The following is a 16,170-nucleotide window of genomic DNA, read 5'->3' as shown; positions in this document are numbered from 1 at the left end:
TCCTCTGATACTATATAACTAAACATTTCCCCGATGAAAGATAATTTCACCGGGGAAACAATGATCATATTTCGATTTTTCCGTAAAGACCAGCCTTGAGGTCATCCTCCGGCTTTGGTTTTTTATAGTCCTTTTCAAAGCTTGTCTTAAGATCAAGTGACTTTGGCTCGAAGTTTCTGTTCTTTCTGTCACCGCCTCTGCGTCCGCCGCCCTTGCCGCCGCGTTTGTCACCGTGTCTGCGTTCTTTCTTCACAAGTGATGAAATGATGATCTTTCTGTATGGTTCCTCACCTACAGAACGTGAAGAAACGCCTTCTATTTCTGAGATCATTGAATGAATGATCCTTCTTTCGTAAGGATTCATCGGTTCAAGAACTGTGGAACGTCCTGATCTGAGTACATTCTTTGCGATCTTCTTTGCAAGATCTTCAAGAGTCTTCTTTCTCTTTTCCCTGTATCCGTTGCTGTCAAGAACAACTCTGTAGTACTCATCATCTATTCTGTTGCAGAACATTGAAGCTAAGTACTGGATAGCATCAAGGTTCTCGCCTCTTCTGCCGATAATAAAGCTTGTGTCATCACTGCTGAGGTTGATTATTACGCCGTCCTCAGTTTCTTCATAAGTATACTCTGCTTTAACACCCATCTTATCGAAAATATTGAGAATATACTCAACTGCTGCTTCAGCCTTGCTGCCGTCAAATTTCTTTGCAGGCTTAGGTGCTTCTGTCTCTGCAGGTGATTCTGCAGGAACTGCTGTTTCACTAACAGTTACCTCAGCAACCGGTACTGCACCTGCTGCCGCCGGTTCAGCAGGATCATATACAGCTTCTACTCTTGCATCGCCCTTGATGAGTCCGAAAAGACCCTTCTTTGGTTCTTCAAGAACAGTAAAACTGATCTCTGATACTGATACACCAAACTCTTCTGCTGCTTTCATTTTAGCTTCTTCAACTGTTTTGCCGATAAATACGTTTTTCATTCAATCACTCCTTTTTACTGATTAGAACTAAAAATTTATTCTGTGTCATCACCGTATTTCTGAGCCATACGTCTTCTTGCCGCCTCAAGTGCATCATCGTCCGTACCCTCATCGGTGTATTTAACATCAATTATCTTTCTTGCTTCGTTTAAAGCATTTCTTGTTTTTTCATTGTACTCAGACTTTGAAAGTCCGCCTCTTGCCTTTGCGGCAGAACCTGAATAAACATCAGAAGTACCGTTCTGCTGAGCCAGCATTTCCTGCTGCTGCTCCATAAGCTTTGCCATAAATCCCGGCTTTTTGTTTTTGTTCTTTTCCTTGTCAGCTGCCAGAAGTGCTTCACATCTTTCCTGTGTGTAGTACTGATTGAAAGCGATCATCTGGATAAGACCGAGAAGTCCTGAAACTGTCCAGTAGAATGCCGCACCTGAAGGGATCGAAAATGAGAACCAGATGTAGAATACTGACATACCGTACATCATAAGATTCATGCTTCCCATTGTTGCAGCTGCCGGATTGGTCTTCTTCTGGTGGAGCTGTGAAATAAATGTAGTAGCAAGATTTACAAGACCTGAAAGGACCGGAATGACAATAAGTGCAATCGCACCTGCTGTCCACGCCTGCGGATGAAGATCAGCCTTTGTAGCAAGGTTGATATATCCGAGGAACATGTTGTGCTCCTGAAAGTCATTGATCTTTGTTACAAAATCACTGCCCATTTCCGAAAAATAGCTGCTGTATGAAGGATTAGTGGCATATTTGATAATAGCAAGTTCCTGATAGTTCGGAGAAAGATCTGTTTTTGAGATATCAGGAATTTTTTCAAGTATATCGTGAGCAGCTGAAAGAGTTTCCCTGCTGAAACGCAGAATATGTGTCAGAGGCTTGTAAACAACGTCTACGATACCAAAAAGTATAGGAAACTGAATAAGCGCCGGCAGACATCCTGCCATCGGGTTTACGCCTTCCTCAGTCTGAAGTTTCATCTGCTCTTCCTGAATTCGCTGCGGATTATTTGAAAAACTTTTTTTGATTTTTTCGAGCTTAGGATTCAGTGCACGCATCTTTGCTGCACTCTGCTGACTCTTGATATTGAGCGGAAGCAGAATAGCCTTTGTCAGTATGGCAAATATGATAAGCGACAGTCCGTAGCTCTTGCAGAAATTATAAATGCCGTACATTATCCAGCCAAGCGGATAACCTAAAATTTTCAAGTATTATCTCCTCCATCTTGTCTTCTTTTCTTGAATAAAATGAATTCCTCCGGAACATTGTCGATACCGCCTTTGCAGAACGGATTGCATCTGAGTATACGCCATGCGGAAAGTACTGTTCCTTTTATGATACCGAATCTTTCTATTGCAGTTACGGCGTATGCAGAACATGTAGGAGTAAAACGACAGCAGGGTGGAAAAAGAGGAGATATGAATCTCCTGTAAAGCCTGACAGGAAGCAGATACAGTCTGATCATGAACGATCTCATTGATTGTTTTCCTCCGTCTGTGACAGATATGCATTTATCTGACCGGCAGCATATTTCTTTATGTAGCTGTCGAGCACATCTTCCTTTACCTCTGCAGCAGACCTTCTGGCAACAAAAACAATGTCAATGCCGACAGGAAACAAAAGTTCATTATCACGATAAGCCTGTCTTATTATTCGTTTTGCACGGTTTCTCATAACAGCATTGCCGACTTTTTTTCCGGCTGTTATGCCGAATCTGTTGCACGGAAGTCCGTTTGGTTTGAAGTAGATAACAACAGTCTTTGAGACTATTGACTTTCCATGCCTGTACAGATCCAGAAAATCTTTATTTTTATTTAATACCTCAGTATAAACCATAAAAATGTTTTCTTATTAATTAAATAGACCACAAAATCAAAACAAATTGTGGCCTTCATGACATAGTAAATAAATTGTTGCTGTCAGCAACGGGATACCGTCACTGACCAGCTGAAAACAAATTAGTGAGTGAGTCTTGCTCTGCCCTTTGAACGTCTTCTTGCAAGAACCTTGCGTCCGTTAGCTGTAGACATTCTCTTTCTGAAGCCGTGCTCCTTCTTTCTGTGGATCTTCTTTGGCTGATAAGTTCTTTTCATTACTATTACCTCCAGTGTCTTAATTTAATATACAAGGCACCCGGTAGTGTGCCCTACAGTTTTATTCGTGCTGTAAGCTGATAATAGCAGCTTAAATATTCATGAAAAAATGAATAATGAATAAATAACATAACCCTGCAATAATAAATTATATCCCAACATAAACAGCTGTGTCAAGTGTTTTTCGGAAATAAAAAAAATAATGTATCAATCCCACAATTACAAGGCTTAAAATCTATACTATATAACGTAACCTGCATAAATATATTTCGTTAACGAGCTGCGGTTAACGGAAAGTTAACGCAGGCACCCCGTTTTTTCGGGGAAAAGACACTAAATCTGATTTTTCTGCATCTGAATAGTTAACTTGAAAAAATCTTTTGGCTGTGTTATAATGATAATAATTGTAATTGTGTCCTTTTTAAGGTCACGACCAACAGATCCGGAGCAGTGGGAGACAGTTAACGAAACGATCCGGAAAATATTATACAGGAGGATGAAAACAATGCCGGAAGGCTATTCCTTTAACTCTTTTGATGAGCTTTTTGAGAAAGTCAAAAAACATTGTCTTGATTCAGGAGCAGTACAGGAAACAGCGTATAAACTCTGGATCGTTCCTCTCGAAGCACGTGACTTCGACGGGAAACAGGTAACACTCTTTTTTGCAACAGATTTTCAGAAAAACACATTCGTATCAAACTATGAAGCAACTTTTAAAAAAGCTTTTCTCGAGGTAACAGGCATCGAGCCTGACATAGTTATCACAACACAGGATCCGCAGAGCAGCGTAAAAAAATTCGATACCACGCAGATTGACATCATAAGCAGACAGCTTGAGGAAAATTTCGAGGGAGCTGAATACGACTACACATTTGATACTTTTATAGTAGGCAGTTCAAATCAGTTCGCCTACGCTGCATGTACAGCAGTTGCAAAAGGCAACAACGACAATAACGGCAGAACCTATAACCCTCTTTTCATTTACGGTCCGAGCGGACTTGGCAAAACACATCTTCTTACAGCCATCTCAAATGAAATGAAAAGCCGCAAGCCTGATATAAACATTGTATATGTAACAGGCGAAACTTTCTCAAATGAACTTATTGAAGCAATAAAGATGAAAAAGGAAACCACCACTTTCCACGAAAAATACCGCAAGGCTGACGTACTTCTGGTCGATGATGTACAGTTCATTGCAGGCAAGGAAAGTACCCAGGAAGAATTTTTCCATACATTCAATGAGCTCCACAAAGACGGCCGCCAGATCGTCCTTACATCAGATAAGCCTCCTAAGGACATCAAAACACTCGAAGACAGGATCAGAAACAGATTTGAATGGGGACTCATTGCAGATATCTCCACTCCTGATTTCGAAACAAGAATCGCCATTATCAGAAGAAAAGCAGAACTTCTGGAACTGAATCTTCCTGACGAAGTCTCAGAATTCATTGCAAACAGACTCAAAACAAATATAAGGCAGCTCGAGGGAGCAGTAAAAAAACTCAAGGCACTTAAGCATCTTGCAGGCAGTCCTCCGACGATCGCCATGGCTCAGAGCGTTATAAGAGACATTCTCAACGACGATCAGCCTATACCTATTACAGTGGAAAAGATAATCGGTGAAGTTGCTAATGTATACAACGTCACACCTGAAGATATACGTTCCCAGAAACGTTCATCACAGATCTCGACAGCCCGTAAAGTCGCTATTTACGTAGTCAGGGAAATAACACAGATGTCACTTGCTTCAATCGGAACGGAATTCGGCGGCCGTGACCATTCTACAATAGTATATGCCATAAACAGTGTTGAACATAACCTTAAAACCGATTCAAATCTCCGTGAAATGGTAGATGACATCATAAAAAATATCCGTGACAAAGGAAAATAAACAGCTATTCAATAGCTTTTCCACAACAGTTTCAACACAATGTGGAAAAGTCGGTTGAAAAATTCAACTGTTCCGGAACACTGCGTTAACGGTTTTACGTGCGAGTTAACCCACCAAATTTCAACCGGATTTGAAGGTTAACGTGAAATTGTTTTTGGATACTGTGAAAAGTTAACTGTTGAGAAATCAGATTTTCAAAAATATTATCCACAAGTTTTTTAGATTCAACTCCACAGAATTCGAACATTTTCACATGGAAAAATGTTCTCCCCTTCAGTTAACATTCATTCAAAAGAGCAGTGTTGACCCGGGTTGTACGGATTCTGCGTCAGTTAACGCACTTTTACACAAATCAACACTCCCTGCTGCTACGGCTGTTAACTTTCTTTTTTATATTTATTATTTTTTTAATAACGCTGTACAGTTAACCGCGTTTAATCAGAAAGGTAATGTTAAAAACATGAAATTCAAATGTAACAGAAATAAGCTTCATGAGGTAATAACGAATGTTTCCAGAGCAGTTCCTGCAAAATCAAATATAGCTGCGCTGGAAGGTATAAAGCTCAGTCTCTCAGGTGATACGCTTGAGGTTACAGGCTATGATCTTGCATTCGGAATCAGATCATCCATTAATGTCGAGTCTGAAGATTCCGGTGAACTGGTGGTTAACGCGCGCCTTTTTGCTGAAACGATCAGAAGAATGTCATCTGATGATATCGAAATAACGATCGATGAAAAAACTGAATGTTAACATTCTCGGTGGTGCTGCTGAATATGATATTTCAGCAATGCCTGCTATTGAATATCCTGATTTTCCGTCCATAGGCAGTGAAAACAGCCTGAGTATTCCTCAGTATATTCTCAGAAACATGATCGAACATACAAATCATGCGGTTGCTGTAACTGATACCAAGCCTATACTTACAGGCGAACTTTTTGATCTTGAGGATAATATTTTCAGATTGGTTGCTATCGACGGATTCCGTATGGCAATAAGAACGGAACATACTCCGATCAGTGAAAAAATCAGTTTTGTCGTTCCTTCCAGAACTCTCAATGAAATATCAAAACTGCTTGCAAAAGGAGAAGCTTCCCAGGAAGAAAGTGACGGAGAGCAGACTCCTGAGAAAATCAGCAAAAGCGAACTGTGTCAGATCTACGCCGGTGAAAAGAATATCACTTTCGAAATTTCCGGATATTATGTGGTTTCCCGTCTTCTCTCAGGAGAATTCCATAACTACAAATCAAGTCTTCCGACAGAATTCAAAACTGAAGTTATCGTAAAAACAAGAGAATTCGCTGAAAGTATCGAAAGATGCTCGTTGCTCATAAGTGAAAAGAACAAATGCCCTGTACGCTGTGCTTTTGAAGACGGTTCTGTACACATTGACTGCAAAACCACTATAGGCAAGGTGAACGACATCATCTCAGCTGAGGTTAACGGCGAAGCGCTGACTATCGGACTTAATAACAGATATCTTATGGATGCTCTCAGAGCATGTGAGGCAGACAGGATCAAGATCCAGATGACTGCGCCTAACAGACCTGTAAAGATCGTTCCGGTTACTGGTGACAGCTTTATGTATCTTCTCATGCCGATACAGCTCAGAAATTAAAGAAGGTTTTCTTAAATGAAAAAGATAGAAACAGCTATAACAACGGAGTTCATTAAACTCGATTCTCTTCTTAAATTTGCCGGCGCTGCTGAAACAGGCGGTGAGGCCAAGGAAGCCGTTCAGAACGGTGAAGTTCTATACAACGGTGAAGTATGCACAATGAGAGGGAAAAAAGTACGTCCGGGCGATACAGTTACCTACGGCGATATCCAGATAACCGTCAGGTAGGTTCTGCATGTACATAACAAGGATCACGGTATCGGGATTCAAGAATCTTAAGGAAATAGACCTGATTCCCGGCAGGGACTTCAACATAATCTACGGGCAGAATGCCCAGGGAAAGACAAATCTTCTTGAAGCAGTCTGGATCTCAACAGGCTGCAGAAGTTTCAGAGGCTCGAAGGAAAAGGATTATCTTGCCTTTGACGAAGATGAATTTGATATAAAAATACAGTTCGAGGACGAACAGAGAACTCAGGAAATATCTTACCGCATGGTAAGAAAAAACATGAAAAACAAGCTTATAACACTCAACGGAGTCGTTCAGAAGAACAGCAGCAGGTTGTTTGAGAACTTCAAGTGCATCGCATTTCTTCCGGATGACATAGAACTTATCAGGGGAACTCCTGAAAAAAGAAGGAGTTTCGTTGATCTGTGTTACTCACAGCTGAAACCGAAGTCCATGAGTTTTATAAGAAAATATGACCAGCTTACAGCACAGCGTAATGCTGTGATAAAAAATATAATCCTCGGAAGGGACACTGAGGAAAGTCTTGAAATATGGGACAGACAGCTTGCGGCGGTCGGCTCATACATCACTTTTATGCGTAATCAGTATGTTGCGATACTTAACAGGTACTGTAAGGAACTTTACAGCAGGATCGCCGGTGAAGGCGAGGAGCTTTCAGTTTCCTATCAGTCGAATATTTTTTCTTCTGACTTTGAATATCCTGCGGCACCTGACACATCGATGACAGAAGTGTACTACAGCAGACTGAGAAACAGTGTAAGTGATGACTTAAGGCTTGGGTATACTCATACCGGAGCCGGACGTGATGACATATCCTTAAAAATAAACGGACTTAGCGTAAAGGATTACGGATCACAGGGGCAGCAGAAAAGTACAGCCCTTGTTATGCGTCTTGCACAGGCTCAGATCTACCGCGATGAAAAGCGTGAGTCGCCTGTCATCCTTCTCGATGATGTGATGGGGGAACTTGATGAGAGAAGGCAGAAATTCGTATGCAGCATAATTGCAGACATGCAGGTCTTTATAACCACTTGCAACCACAGGGCAGTTATCGCAGAATGCGACAATATTTTTGAAATGCATGAAGGCCGCATCGTAAATACGGGAAAAGAGAGTTAGCCTATGTATGTTCATCTTGGAAACGATGTTTCCGTAAATGAGAAAGGGATTATCGGTATATTTGATATAGAAAATACTTCGCTCGGAAATGACACACGAGAATTTCTGAAGCGTTCGGAAAAGGAAGGAAACGTAGTCAACGTTTCCTATGAAATGCCGAAGAGCTTCATCGTATGCAGTGACAAAAAAACAGGAGAGACCGTTTATATTTCGCAGATAGCGGCATCTTCACTGCACAGACGGGCGTTAAAGAGTATATAGCAGAAGGAGGATAATAAGTTGGCTGAAAATGAAAACATTGAAGTTGAGTCAATAGTAAGACCTGAATCAGAAGAATATACTGAAAATGAAATACAGGTTCTCGAAGGTCTGGAGGCTGTAAGAAAAAGACCGGGCATGTACATCGGCTCGACAGGGCCGAGAGGTCTTCATCACCTTGTTTACGAGATCGTTGACAACTCAATAGACGAGGCACTTGCCGGTTTCTGCAGCGAGATAAAAGTTGATATACTTCCAGACAATGTCATCAGAGTATCTGACAACGGACGAGGAATCCCTACAGGTATCCATCCGACTGAAGGTATTTCAGCGGCAACTGTAGTTTATACTGTTCTTCATGCCGGCGGTAAGTTCGGCGGCGGCGGATATTCCGTATCAGGCGGTCTTCACGGCGTTGGTGCGTCAGTTGTTAACGCACTTTCCGAATGGCTCGAACTCACTGTAAAGAACGGAAAGAATATTTTCTTCCAGCACTTTGACAGGGGTAATTATGAAAAGGAACTCGAGATCATCGGTGAGACTACTGAAACAGGTACTACTGTCGTTTTCAAGGCTGACAGTGAGATATTCACTGAAACAACCGAATACGACTACGAGATCCTTCTCAAGAGACTCCGTGAACAGTCATTTCTCAATGCCGGTGTAAAGATCATCATCTCAGATCTTCGTGACGAAGAGAACGTTGTTTCTGAAGTTCTTCACTACGAAGGCGGTATCAGACAGTTCGTTGAACATATCCACAAGACAAAGGGTCTTGAAGTTCTTTCCGATGATGTTATCTACATTTCAGGAGCCGATGAAAACGTTACTGCCGAGATCGCTCTTCAGTACAATGACAGCTATAACGCAGTTATCCTCTCATTTGCAAACAACATTCACACAGTAGACGGCGGTACTCATGAAACAGGTTTCAAGAATGCCCTCGTCAAGGTAATAAACGACTACGGAAAAAAATTCGGTCTTCTGAAGGAAGGCGACCGTCTTCTCGGCGATGACGTCCGTGAAGGCCTTACAGCCATCATTTCAGTAAGACTCAGGGAATGTGAATTTGAAGGCCAGACAAAGGGAAGACTCGGAAATCCTTTTGTAAAGCCGTTTATAGAAAAGCTCGTAAACGAAAAGCTCATGGATTACCTTGAGGCAAATCCGGTAGTTGCAAGAACTATTTTCGACAAGAGCGTGGCTGCACTCAATGCGCGTGAGGCTGCCAAGAAGGCCAAGGAACTTGCAAGAAGAAAGACTGCACTTAACGGCAGCTCACTTCCTGGCAAGCTTGCTGACTGTTCTGAACGTGATATCGAATTTACTGAAATATACATCGTCGAGGGAGACTCTGCCGGCGGTTCCGCAAAGGAAGGCCGTGACAGAAGATACCAGGCTATCCTTCCTCTGTGGGGCAAGATGCTCAACGTTGAAAAGGCACGTATCGACAAGGTGTACGGCAACGAAAAGCTCATGCCTGTTGTTACAGCACTCGGAACAAGCATTGGTGAGGACTTCGACATTACCAAACTCCGTTACGGCAAGGTCATCATCATGGCCGATGCCGATGTCGACGGTTCACACATCAGAACTCTCCTGCTCACCTTCTTCTTCCGTTTCATGCGTCCGCTTATAACAAACGGAAACATCTACATCGCACAGCCTCCTCTTTTCAAGATCTCAAAGGGCAAGAAATTCAAGTATGCATTCTCCGATGAGGAAAGAGACCGCTATATAGCTGAGTTTGAAGCAGAAGGCGGAGCAAAGGCTGATGTACAGCGTTACAAAGGTCTTGGTGAAATGGACTCTGAGCAGCTTTGGGAAACGACCATGAATCCGGAAACAAGAACGATGATCAGGATCGACATGGAGGACGCTGCAAAAGCAGACGAGATATTTACCATTCTCATGGGTGACAAGGTCGCTCCGAGAAGAGAATTTATTGAAAAGAACGCAAAGTATGTTCAGAATCTTGATATCTGATAATTTTGCGAAAAGGAATATAAAATGAATGAGAAACCATTAGTTTCAAAGGATTACAGCATAAGTCTCGAAATGTTCGGAAATGCTTTTAAGGATTTTCAGAAAAAGTTTACATACCCGAAAAATATTCTTATGACCTGTGCTTTTTCCCTTATCGGGCTTTCCTACATTCCCTATCTTTTTAAGGATCCGGGAAATTCGACCTGTATTCTGATCGTTATCGTGTGCATTTTTCTCACAGCAGGTATCTGGCTGAATACTGCGATGATCAGAAAGAATCTCATGAATTCCATCGAAGGAATCCAGGGAGACAGGTATTCGGTGGATATATTCGAAAGCAGCATGAGTATTTTCACGAAGGAATTTGCCGGTGAAAAGGAAAAGGCTGAAGAACCGGAGGACGAAAAGCCTGTATCTGATGAGAAAAACGAAAGCACTGAAGACGAGGACTTCTTTGCCGAGACTGAAACAGACGCTCCGGCGGGAACTGTAAAAACAGTTATAGACTTTGGTCTCGACAATGTAAAAATACTCGAAAAACAGGACTACTACATCATTTATCTTGTAAAAAGGATGTTTTACGTACTGCCGAAAAATATCTTTGACGAAGATGAAAAGAAGATAATAACCGAAAGCTTCAGAAAAGCTAAATTCATAGAGGAAAGGAAATGATAAAAGGTGGATTTTGAAATTGCCAACAGCAATGCAAAATTGATTCAGAGAAACATTGAAAAAGAAATGGAAAAATCGTTTCTTGACTATTCAATGTCTGTAATTGTATCCCGTGCGCTGCCTGATGTCAGAGACGGTCTGAAGCCGGTTCACAGAAGAATTCTGTACACCCTTCATGAAAACGGACTTACACCGGACAAGGCATACAGAAAGTGTGCCGATACTGTAGGTGCCGTGCTCGGCCGTTACCATCCTCATGGTGACTCTTCTGTTTATGACGCACTCGTAAGACTTGCCCAGAAGTTCTCACTGCGCTACCCTCTCGTTGACGGTCACGGAAACTTCGGTAGTGTCGACGGTGACCCGCCGGCTGCTTACCGTTATACAGAAGCAAAAATGACAAAGATGGCTGTGGAAATGCTCACAGACATCAACAAGGAAACAATTCCGTATACATCAAACTACGATGACAGACTTAAGGAACCTGTTGTACTTCCTTCAAGATTCCCTAACCTGCTCGTAAACGGATCGGTTGGTATCGCCGTTGGTATGGCTACCAACATTCCTCCGCACAACCTCGGTGAAGTTATTGACGGTATCGATCTTCTCATTGACAATCCTGAGTGTACTCTCGACGAGATCATGGAGTGTATCAAGGCTCCTGACTTCCCTACCGGCGGTATCATCATGGGCCGTGCCGGAATGAGAGCTGCCTACGCTACAGGCCGCGGCAAGATCACCCTCAGGGCAAGAACGGACATTGAGGAGATCAAGGGCAGAAACTGCATCATAGTTACTGAGATCCCTTACATGGTAAACAAGGCAAGGCTCATCGAAAACATTGCAAACCTTGTAAAGGACAAGCGTATCGAAGGTATTCACACTATCCGTGATGAATCTGACCGTGACGGTATGAGAATTGTTATCGAGCTCAAGAAGGACGCTGTACCGCAGATAGTTCTCAACAAGCTTTTCTCATACACACAGCTTCAGGATACAATAGGCGTTATACTGCTCGCCCTTGTAAACGGCGAACCGAAGATACTCACTCTCAAGCAGCTGCTTGAAAAATATCTTGAATTCCAGGTCGAGGTAATTACAAAGAGAACTATTTTCGATCTGCGCAAGGCTCAGGAAAGAGCTCACATTCTCGAAGGTCTCGTTATTGCTGCTGACAACATCGATGAAGTTATCAAGATATGCCGCAGTTCACGAAACATGACTGAGATCAAGGAAAGACTCTGCGAAAGATTTGCTCTGACTGACATTCAGGCTGAAGCTATCGCAAGAATGCAGCTTTACCAGCTCTCCAACATGGAAAGACAGAAGATCATCGATGAACTCGCTGCGCTCAATATTAAGATAGCTGAGTACAATGCAATACTTGCTGATGAAAGCAAGGTCAAGGAGATCATCAGGGAAGAACTTGCTGTTATCAGAAAGAAATACAGTGATGAAAGACGTACTGCAATCGAAAACGTAAGCGGTGAGGTCGATATTGAAGATCTTATCCCTGAGGAAGACTGCGTACTCACATATACAAACATCGGCTACATCAAGCGTATGGCTCTTGATGCGTACAAGACACAGAAGCGCGGCGGCAAGGGCGTGCTCGGCATGAAGCAGCGTGAAGAGGACGTTGTAAACGAGATGTTCATCGCATCCACACACGACAATGTTCTGTTCATCACGACAAAGGGTATCATGTACAAGCTCAAGTGCTACGAGATCCCTGAGGGTTCAAAGGCTTCAAGAGGCCTCAATGCCGTTAATCTGCTTCCGCTTGAAGATGATGAAAAGATAGCCGCCATGATCAAGACTTCCGACTTTGACGAGGGCAAGTTCCTTATTCTCGTTACAAAGAACGGTAAGATCAAGCGTACAAATCTTTCAGCATACAAGAATGTACGTAAGAACGGACTTATCGCTATCGGTCTTGACGAAGGCGATGAGATCGCTGGCGTTCGTATGACAGAAGGCAATGCTGATCTTCTTATCGCTACAAGAAACGGTATGGCTATCCGTATTGACGAAACCACTGTACGTCCGCTTTCAAGATCTGCTCACGGTGTTAAGGCTATCAGACTCCGTGAAGGTGACTACGTTGTTTCCATCGCAAGAGTACGTGAAGGTGCTACGGTTCTTACTGTATCGGACAAGGGTCTCGGAAGAAGAGCTGAGCTCGACAGTTACCGTATCCAGAACAGAGGCGGTTACGGTCTTCTCAACTACAAGGTTTCGGAAGAAAAGGGTCATGTCTGCGGAATCAAGGTCGTTGACGAAACAGATGATATCATCCTTATCTCACTCGACGGTGTAGTTATCAGAATAAGAACAAGCGACGTAAGAATAATGAGCCGTTATGCAACAGGTGTAAAGGTAATGAGAGTTGACGGCGATGACCGCGTAGTTACATTTACCCGTGCAGAACACGACGATTCAGCTGAGATCGAGGCTGTAGAAAGTCCGTCGGATGAAGAACTCCTCGCTGAGGAACAGAAGGCTCTGGAAGAAGAAAAGAACGAAGTCATAGATGAAAACACAGAACCTGATGACGAAGAAACTGAAACAGAAAATGAAAACGAAGATGAATAATAAGTAAATCCGGCTTTGCCGGATTTATAGTGGGAGTGTGCGGGGCTTCGCCCCGTTCCATACGATGTTATAAATCAACGTTTAAGTAAATGAAAAGCTGCGTGAAAATTATTCGCGCAGCTTTTTTCGTAAGTATTTTAATTTATAAGGTCGATAACTACGATCTCCGGCGGATTGAAAAGACGGAATTTTCCGAGACCGCTGGTAACTATCATAGTGGTGTTTTTTTCAGTGTATTTACCGAGACTGTACTTCGGAAAGAATTTTCTTTCCGGTGAAAGTACGCCGCCTATGAGCGGAAGACGGACGCATCCGCCGTGGACGTGTCCGGACAGAACGAGATCACAGCCGTACTTTGCATAGGCATCGAGAAAATTCGGATTATGAGCAAGAAGAATGTTCACACATTCCGGATCCGGTTTTTCACCGAGAAGATTATGTATCTCCTCATCTGACAGTCCTCTGAGATTACGATAGCTTCCGTTGTTTTTATAGCATTCCTGGTATATTGTAAGTCCGGAGACTCTTATTTTTACATCATCTTTCTCTATAATTGCCGTGGCATTGTCGAGCAGAGTGCAGTTTTCCTTTAAAAAAGCGATGAGCTCCTTATACAGTTTAAGATTTACATTTTCCATATCAGTTTCATGGTTACCGAGTGAATAGTATACCGGAGCGGTTTTGTTAAGTTCGATAATGAGCGGCTTCAGTGTGTCAAAATTCTTCACCGAACGGCTGACCATGTCACCGGTGATAAAAAATGCATCCGGCTTAAGATCCGTCGCCGCTTTTATAAGTGCACTGTTCCCCGGTCCGAAAACTTTCTTGTGCAGATCGGAAAGTACGACTGTTCTGAATGAAACTTTCTTCTTTGTATTTATCGTATAATAGGTAGTTTTCATTTTTCCCCCTGTGCTTTTGGTTTTACAGTAAAAAGTATAACATATAAACGAGAGGAAAAGCAAGGATTTTAAGGATCCTTTTGTGGGAGTACCGGAAAAACCGATTCCGTTTTTCTGTTGTCATAAACGTGAAAATATAGTATAATTTAAAGGAAAGACTACGTGAAAAATCAGACAGAAGGGAGAATGGAAAATGGGAATCTATTTTAATCCGGGCAATGAAGGATTTCGAAAGGCTGCTGAAAGCGAGATATATATCGACAAAACCGGACTTATAAACGTAACAAACAAACTTCTTAATGAAGAAAAAAACTGCATTTCAGTAAGCCACGCCCGCCGTTTCGGGAAATCGCAGGCGGCAGAAATGCTTGAAGCATATTACAGCCGCGGATGTGATTCAAAGGGACTGTTTTCGGAGCTTGAAATATCAAAATCAGAAAACTTCGAAACACATCTGAATAAGTACAATACAATACATCTTGATATAGCTTCATTTGAGGATGATTATAAGGAAAACATTATTGAAAAAATAAAGGAGCATCTGTTTGCTGAAATAAAAGCCGTTTATCCGGACGTGGATTACAGTGCGTCTACAGCTTCAGTATTGAATAATGTTTATCTTAAAACAGTAAGTGATGAAATGCCGTATGGTATAAAGTTTGTTATAATAATCGATGAGTGGGACTGCATAATAAGGAATTATTCAGACTCTCCTGAACTTGTACACAATTATATGAAGTTCCTTCATGCTCTGTTTAAAAGCAAGGAATCAAAGTCATTTCTTGGCTTCGGTTATATAACCGGAATTCTTCCGATAAAGAAGATAAAGGATGAATCGGCGCTTAATAATTTCAGAGAGTACACAATGACTGACTCTGGAGCAGTAACAAAATATTTTGGATTTACACAGAGTGAAGTTGACGGACTTTGCGAAAAGTACAATATTAATAAGGAGTCAGTAAAGGCATGGTACAATGGCTATCTTATAAATGAAGAGCATATGTATAATCCGAATTCGGTAACGGAAGCTATGCATGCCGGACGACTTGATTCATACTGGAAAAATACATCTGCGTTTGATACAATAAATACTTATATAACGCTGAATTTTGACGGACTTAAGGAAGCAGTTATTGCAATGCTTAATGATCAGAAGATTCGTGTGAATGTAAATACATTCCAAAACGATCTGTCAATGATAAATTCAAAAGATGATGCGCTTACAGCACTTATTCACCTCGGATATCTTGGGTATGACGCCGAAAGAAGAAAAGCGTTTATACCAAATTATGAAGTAAAGACTGCGTTTCAGTCGGCACTGGAGACAGGATCATGGAAAGATATTGCTGATACACTTTCGAGATGTGAAGATCTTCTTTGGGCGACAATTGACGGAGAAGCAGATAAAGTAGCCGAGATCATAGAAATTGCTCATGAGACCTATTCATCGATACTGAAGTACAACGATGAAAACGCCATGAGCTGTGCAATAACAATGGCATACTTTACAGCACCGGCGTATTATCAGGTGATACGAGAATTACCATCAGGCAAAGGTTTTGCAGATATAGTGATGCTGCCGCGTCCGGAAGCCGGAAACAAACCTGCGATGATAATAGAACTTAAGTATGATAAGGATGCGGATGCCGCAATAAAACAGATAAAGGAAAAACGCTACAGCGGAGCCCTTAAAGGTTATAAAAATGAGATCCTGCTTGTGGGGATAAATTACAATAAGGATAAGCACCATGAATGTGTTATTGAGAGTATAACACCGGAGTGGTAATAAACGAACGGGAG

The 16,170-nt window shown here is 42.1% G+C and carries 16 protein-coding genes; 10 read left to right on the top strand and 6 right to left on the bottom strand.

Annotated features, from left to right (window positions below; translation table 11 throughout):
* Positions 1–64: 64 nt before the first annotated feature.
* From jag to rpmH, 5 genes are all read right to left on the bottom strand, one after another.
* The gene (jag, locus tag CC97_RS13380) at positions 65–982 is read right to left on the bottom strand and encodes an RNA-binding cell elongation regulator Jag/EloR (RefSeq protein ID WP_044975467.1); all 918 of its coding nucleotides are present in this window, start codon (positions 980–982) and stop codon (positions 65–67) included.
* A 35-nt stretch (positions 983–1,017) separates the two neighbouring features.
* Positions 1,018–2,196, bottom strand: a complete 1,179-nt coding sequence (locus CC97_RS13375; protein ID WP_049962906.1) for a YidC/Oxa1 family membrane protein insertase — start codon at positions 2,194–2,196, stop codon at positions 1,018–1,020.
* Positions 2,193–2,453 (bottom strand): membrane protein insertion efficiency factor YidD, encoded by a 261-nt coding sequence (gene yidD, locus CC97_RS13370; protein WP_207641352.1) that lies wholly within the window; start codon positions 2,451–2,453, stop codon positions 2,193–2,195. The genes CC97_RS13375 and yidD overlap by 4 nt, the downstream gene beginning before the upstream one ends.
* An 8-nt stretch (positions 2,454–2,461) precedes the next feature.
* Positions 2,462–2,824: a ribonuclease P protein component gene (gene rnpA, locus CC97_RS13365; protein WP_044975463.1), complete on the bottom strand. Its 363-nt coding sequence runs from the start codon at positions 2,822–2,824 to the stop codon at positions 2,462–2,464.
* A gap of 122 nt (positions 2,825–2,946) precedes the next feature.
* Positions 2,947–3,081: a 50S ribosomal protein L34 gene (gene rpmH / locus CC97_RS13360; RefSeq protein WP_044975461.1), complete on the bottom strand. Its 135-nt coding sequence runs from the start codon at positions 3,079–3,081 to the stop codon at positions 2,947–2,949.
* A 505-nt stretch (positions 3,082–3,586) separates the two neighbouring features.
* On the opposite strand from rpmH, the gene dnaA reads away from it, so the two are divergent.
* The 9 genes from dnaA to gyrA all read left to right on the top strand — a co-directional run bounded on the left by dnaA (position 3,587) and on the right by gyrA (position 13,468).
* Positions 3,587–4,972, top strand: coding sequence for a chromosomal replication initiator protein DnaA (gene dnaA / locus CC97_RS13355; protein WP_044975460.1), 1,386 nt, complete (start codon positions 3,587–3,589; stop codon positions 4,970–4,972).
* A gap of 460 nt (positions 4,973–5,432) precedes the next feature.
* On the top strand, positions 5,433–5,723 hold the full coding sequence (locus tag CC97_RS21080; RefSeq protein ID WP_242848176.1) for a hypothetical protein: 291 nt from the start codon (positions 5,433–5,435) through the stop codon (positions 5,721–5,723).
* The gene (gene dnaN / locus CC97_RS13350; protein ID WP_049962904.1) at positions 5,704–6,588 is read left to right on the top strand and encodes a DNA polymerase III subunit beta; all 885 of its coding nucleotides are present in this window, start codon (positions 5,704–5,706) and stop codon (positions 6,586–6,588) included. The genes CC97_RS21080 and dnaN overlap by 20 nt, the downstream gene beginning before the upstream one ends.
* Positions 6,589–6,603: 15 nt before the next feature.
* Positions 6,604–6,816, top strand: coding sequence for an RNA-binding S4 domain-containing protein (locus CC97_RS13345; protein WP_044975458.1), 213 nt, complete (start codon positions 6,604–6,606; stop codon positions 6,814–6,816).
* A gap of 7 nt (positions 6,817–6,823) precedes the next feature.
* Complete coding sequence (recF, locus tag CC97_RS13340; protein ID WP_044975456.1) at positions 6,824–7,957, top strand: DNA replication and repair protein RecF; 1,134 nt, start codon at positions 6,824–6,826, stop codon at positions 7,955–7,957.
* Between the two features lie 3 nt (positions 7,958–7,960).
* Positions 7,961–8,218: an extracellular matrix/biofilm biosynthesis regulator RemA family protein gene (locus tag CC97_RS13335; protein WP_044975454.1), complete on the top strand. Its 258-nt coding sequence runs from the start codon at positions 7,961–7,963 to the stop codon at positions 8,216–8,218.
* 36 nt (positions 8,219–8,254) lie between these two features.
* Complete coding sequence (gene gyrB, locus CC97_RS13330; protein ID WP_044977052.1) at positions 8,255–10,201, top strand: DNA topoisomerase (ATP-hydrolyzing) subunit B; 1,947 nt, start codon at positions 8,255–8,257, stop codon at positions 10,199–10,201.
* Positions 10,202–10,225: 24 nt separating this feature from the next.
* The gene (locus CC97_RS13325) at positions 10,226–10,873 is read left to right on the top strand and encodes a YcxB family protein (protein WP_044975452.1); all 648 of its coding nucleotides are present in this window, start codon (positions 10,226–10,228) and stop codon (positions 10,871–10,873) included.
* Positions 10,874–10,879: 6 nt separating this feature from the next.
* A complete protein-coding gene (gyrA, locus tag CC97_RS13320; RefSeq protein WP_044975451.1) occupies positions 10,880–13,468 on the top strand; it encodes a DNA gyrase subunit A in 2,589 nt (862 codons plus the stop codon).
* Between the two features lie 137 nt (positions 13,469–13,605).
* Here the strand turns inward: gyrA and CC97_RS13315 are convergent, their stop codons facing one another.
* Positions 13,606–14,370, bottom strand: coding sequence for a metallophosphoesterase (locus tag CC97_RS13315; RefSeq protein ID WP_049962903.1), 765 nt, complete (start codon positions 14,368–14,370; stop codon positions 13,606–13,608).
* A 193-nt stretch (positions 14,371–14,563) separates the two neighbouring features.
* On the opposite strand from CC97_RS13315, the gene CC97_RS13310 reads away from it, so the two are divergent.
* Entirely contained in the window at positions 14,564–16,156 is a 1,593-nt protein-coding gene (locus CC97_RS13310) for an AAA family ATPase (RefSeq protein ID WP_044975450.1), read from the top strand.
* Positions 16,157–16,170 lie beyond the last annotated feature (14 nt).

This window comes from Ruminococcus sp. HUN007 (genome assembly GCF_000712055.1).
GTDB lineage: Bacteria > Bacillota > Clostridia > Oscillospirales > Ruminococcaceae > HUN007.
This window is presented reverse-complemented; position numbering and strand designations above follow the sequence as displayed.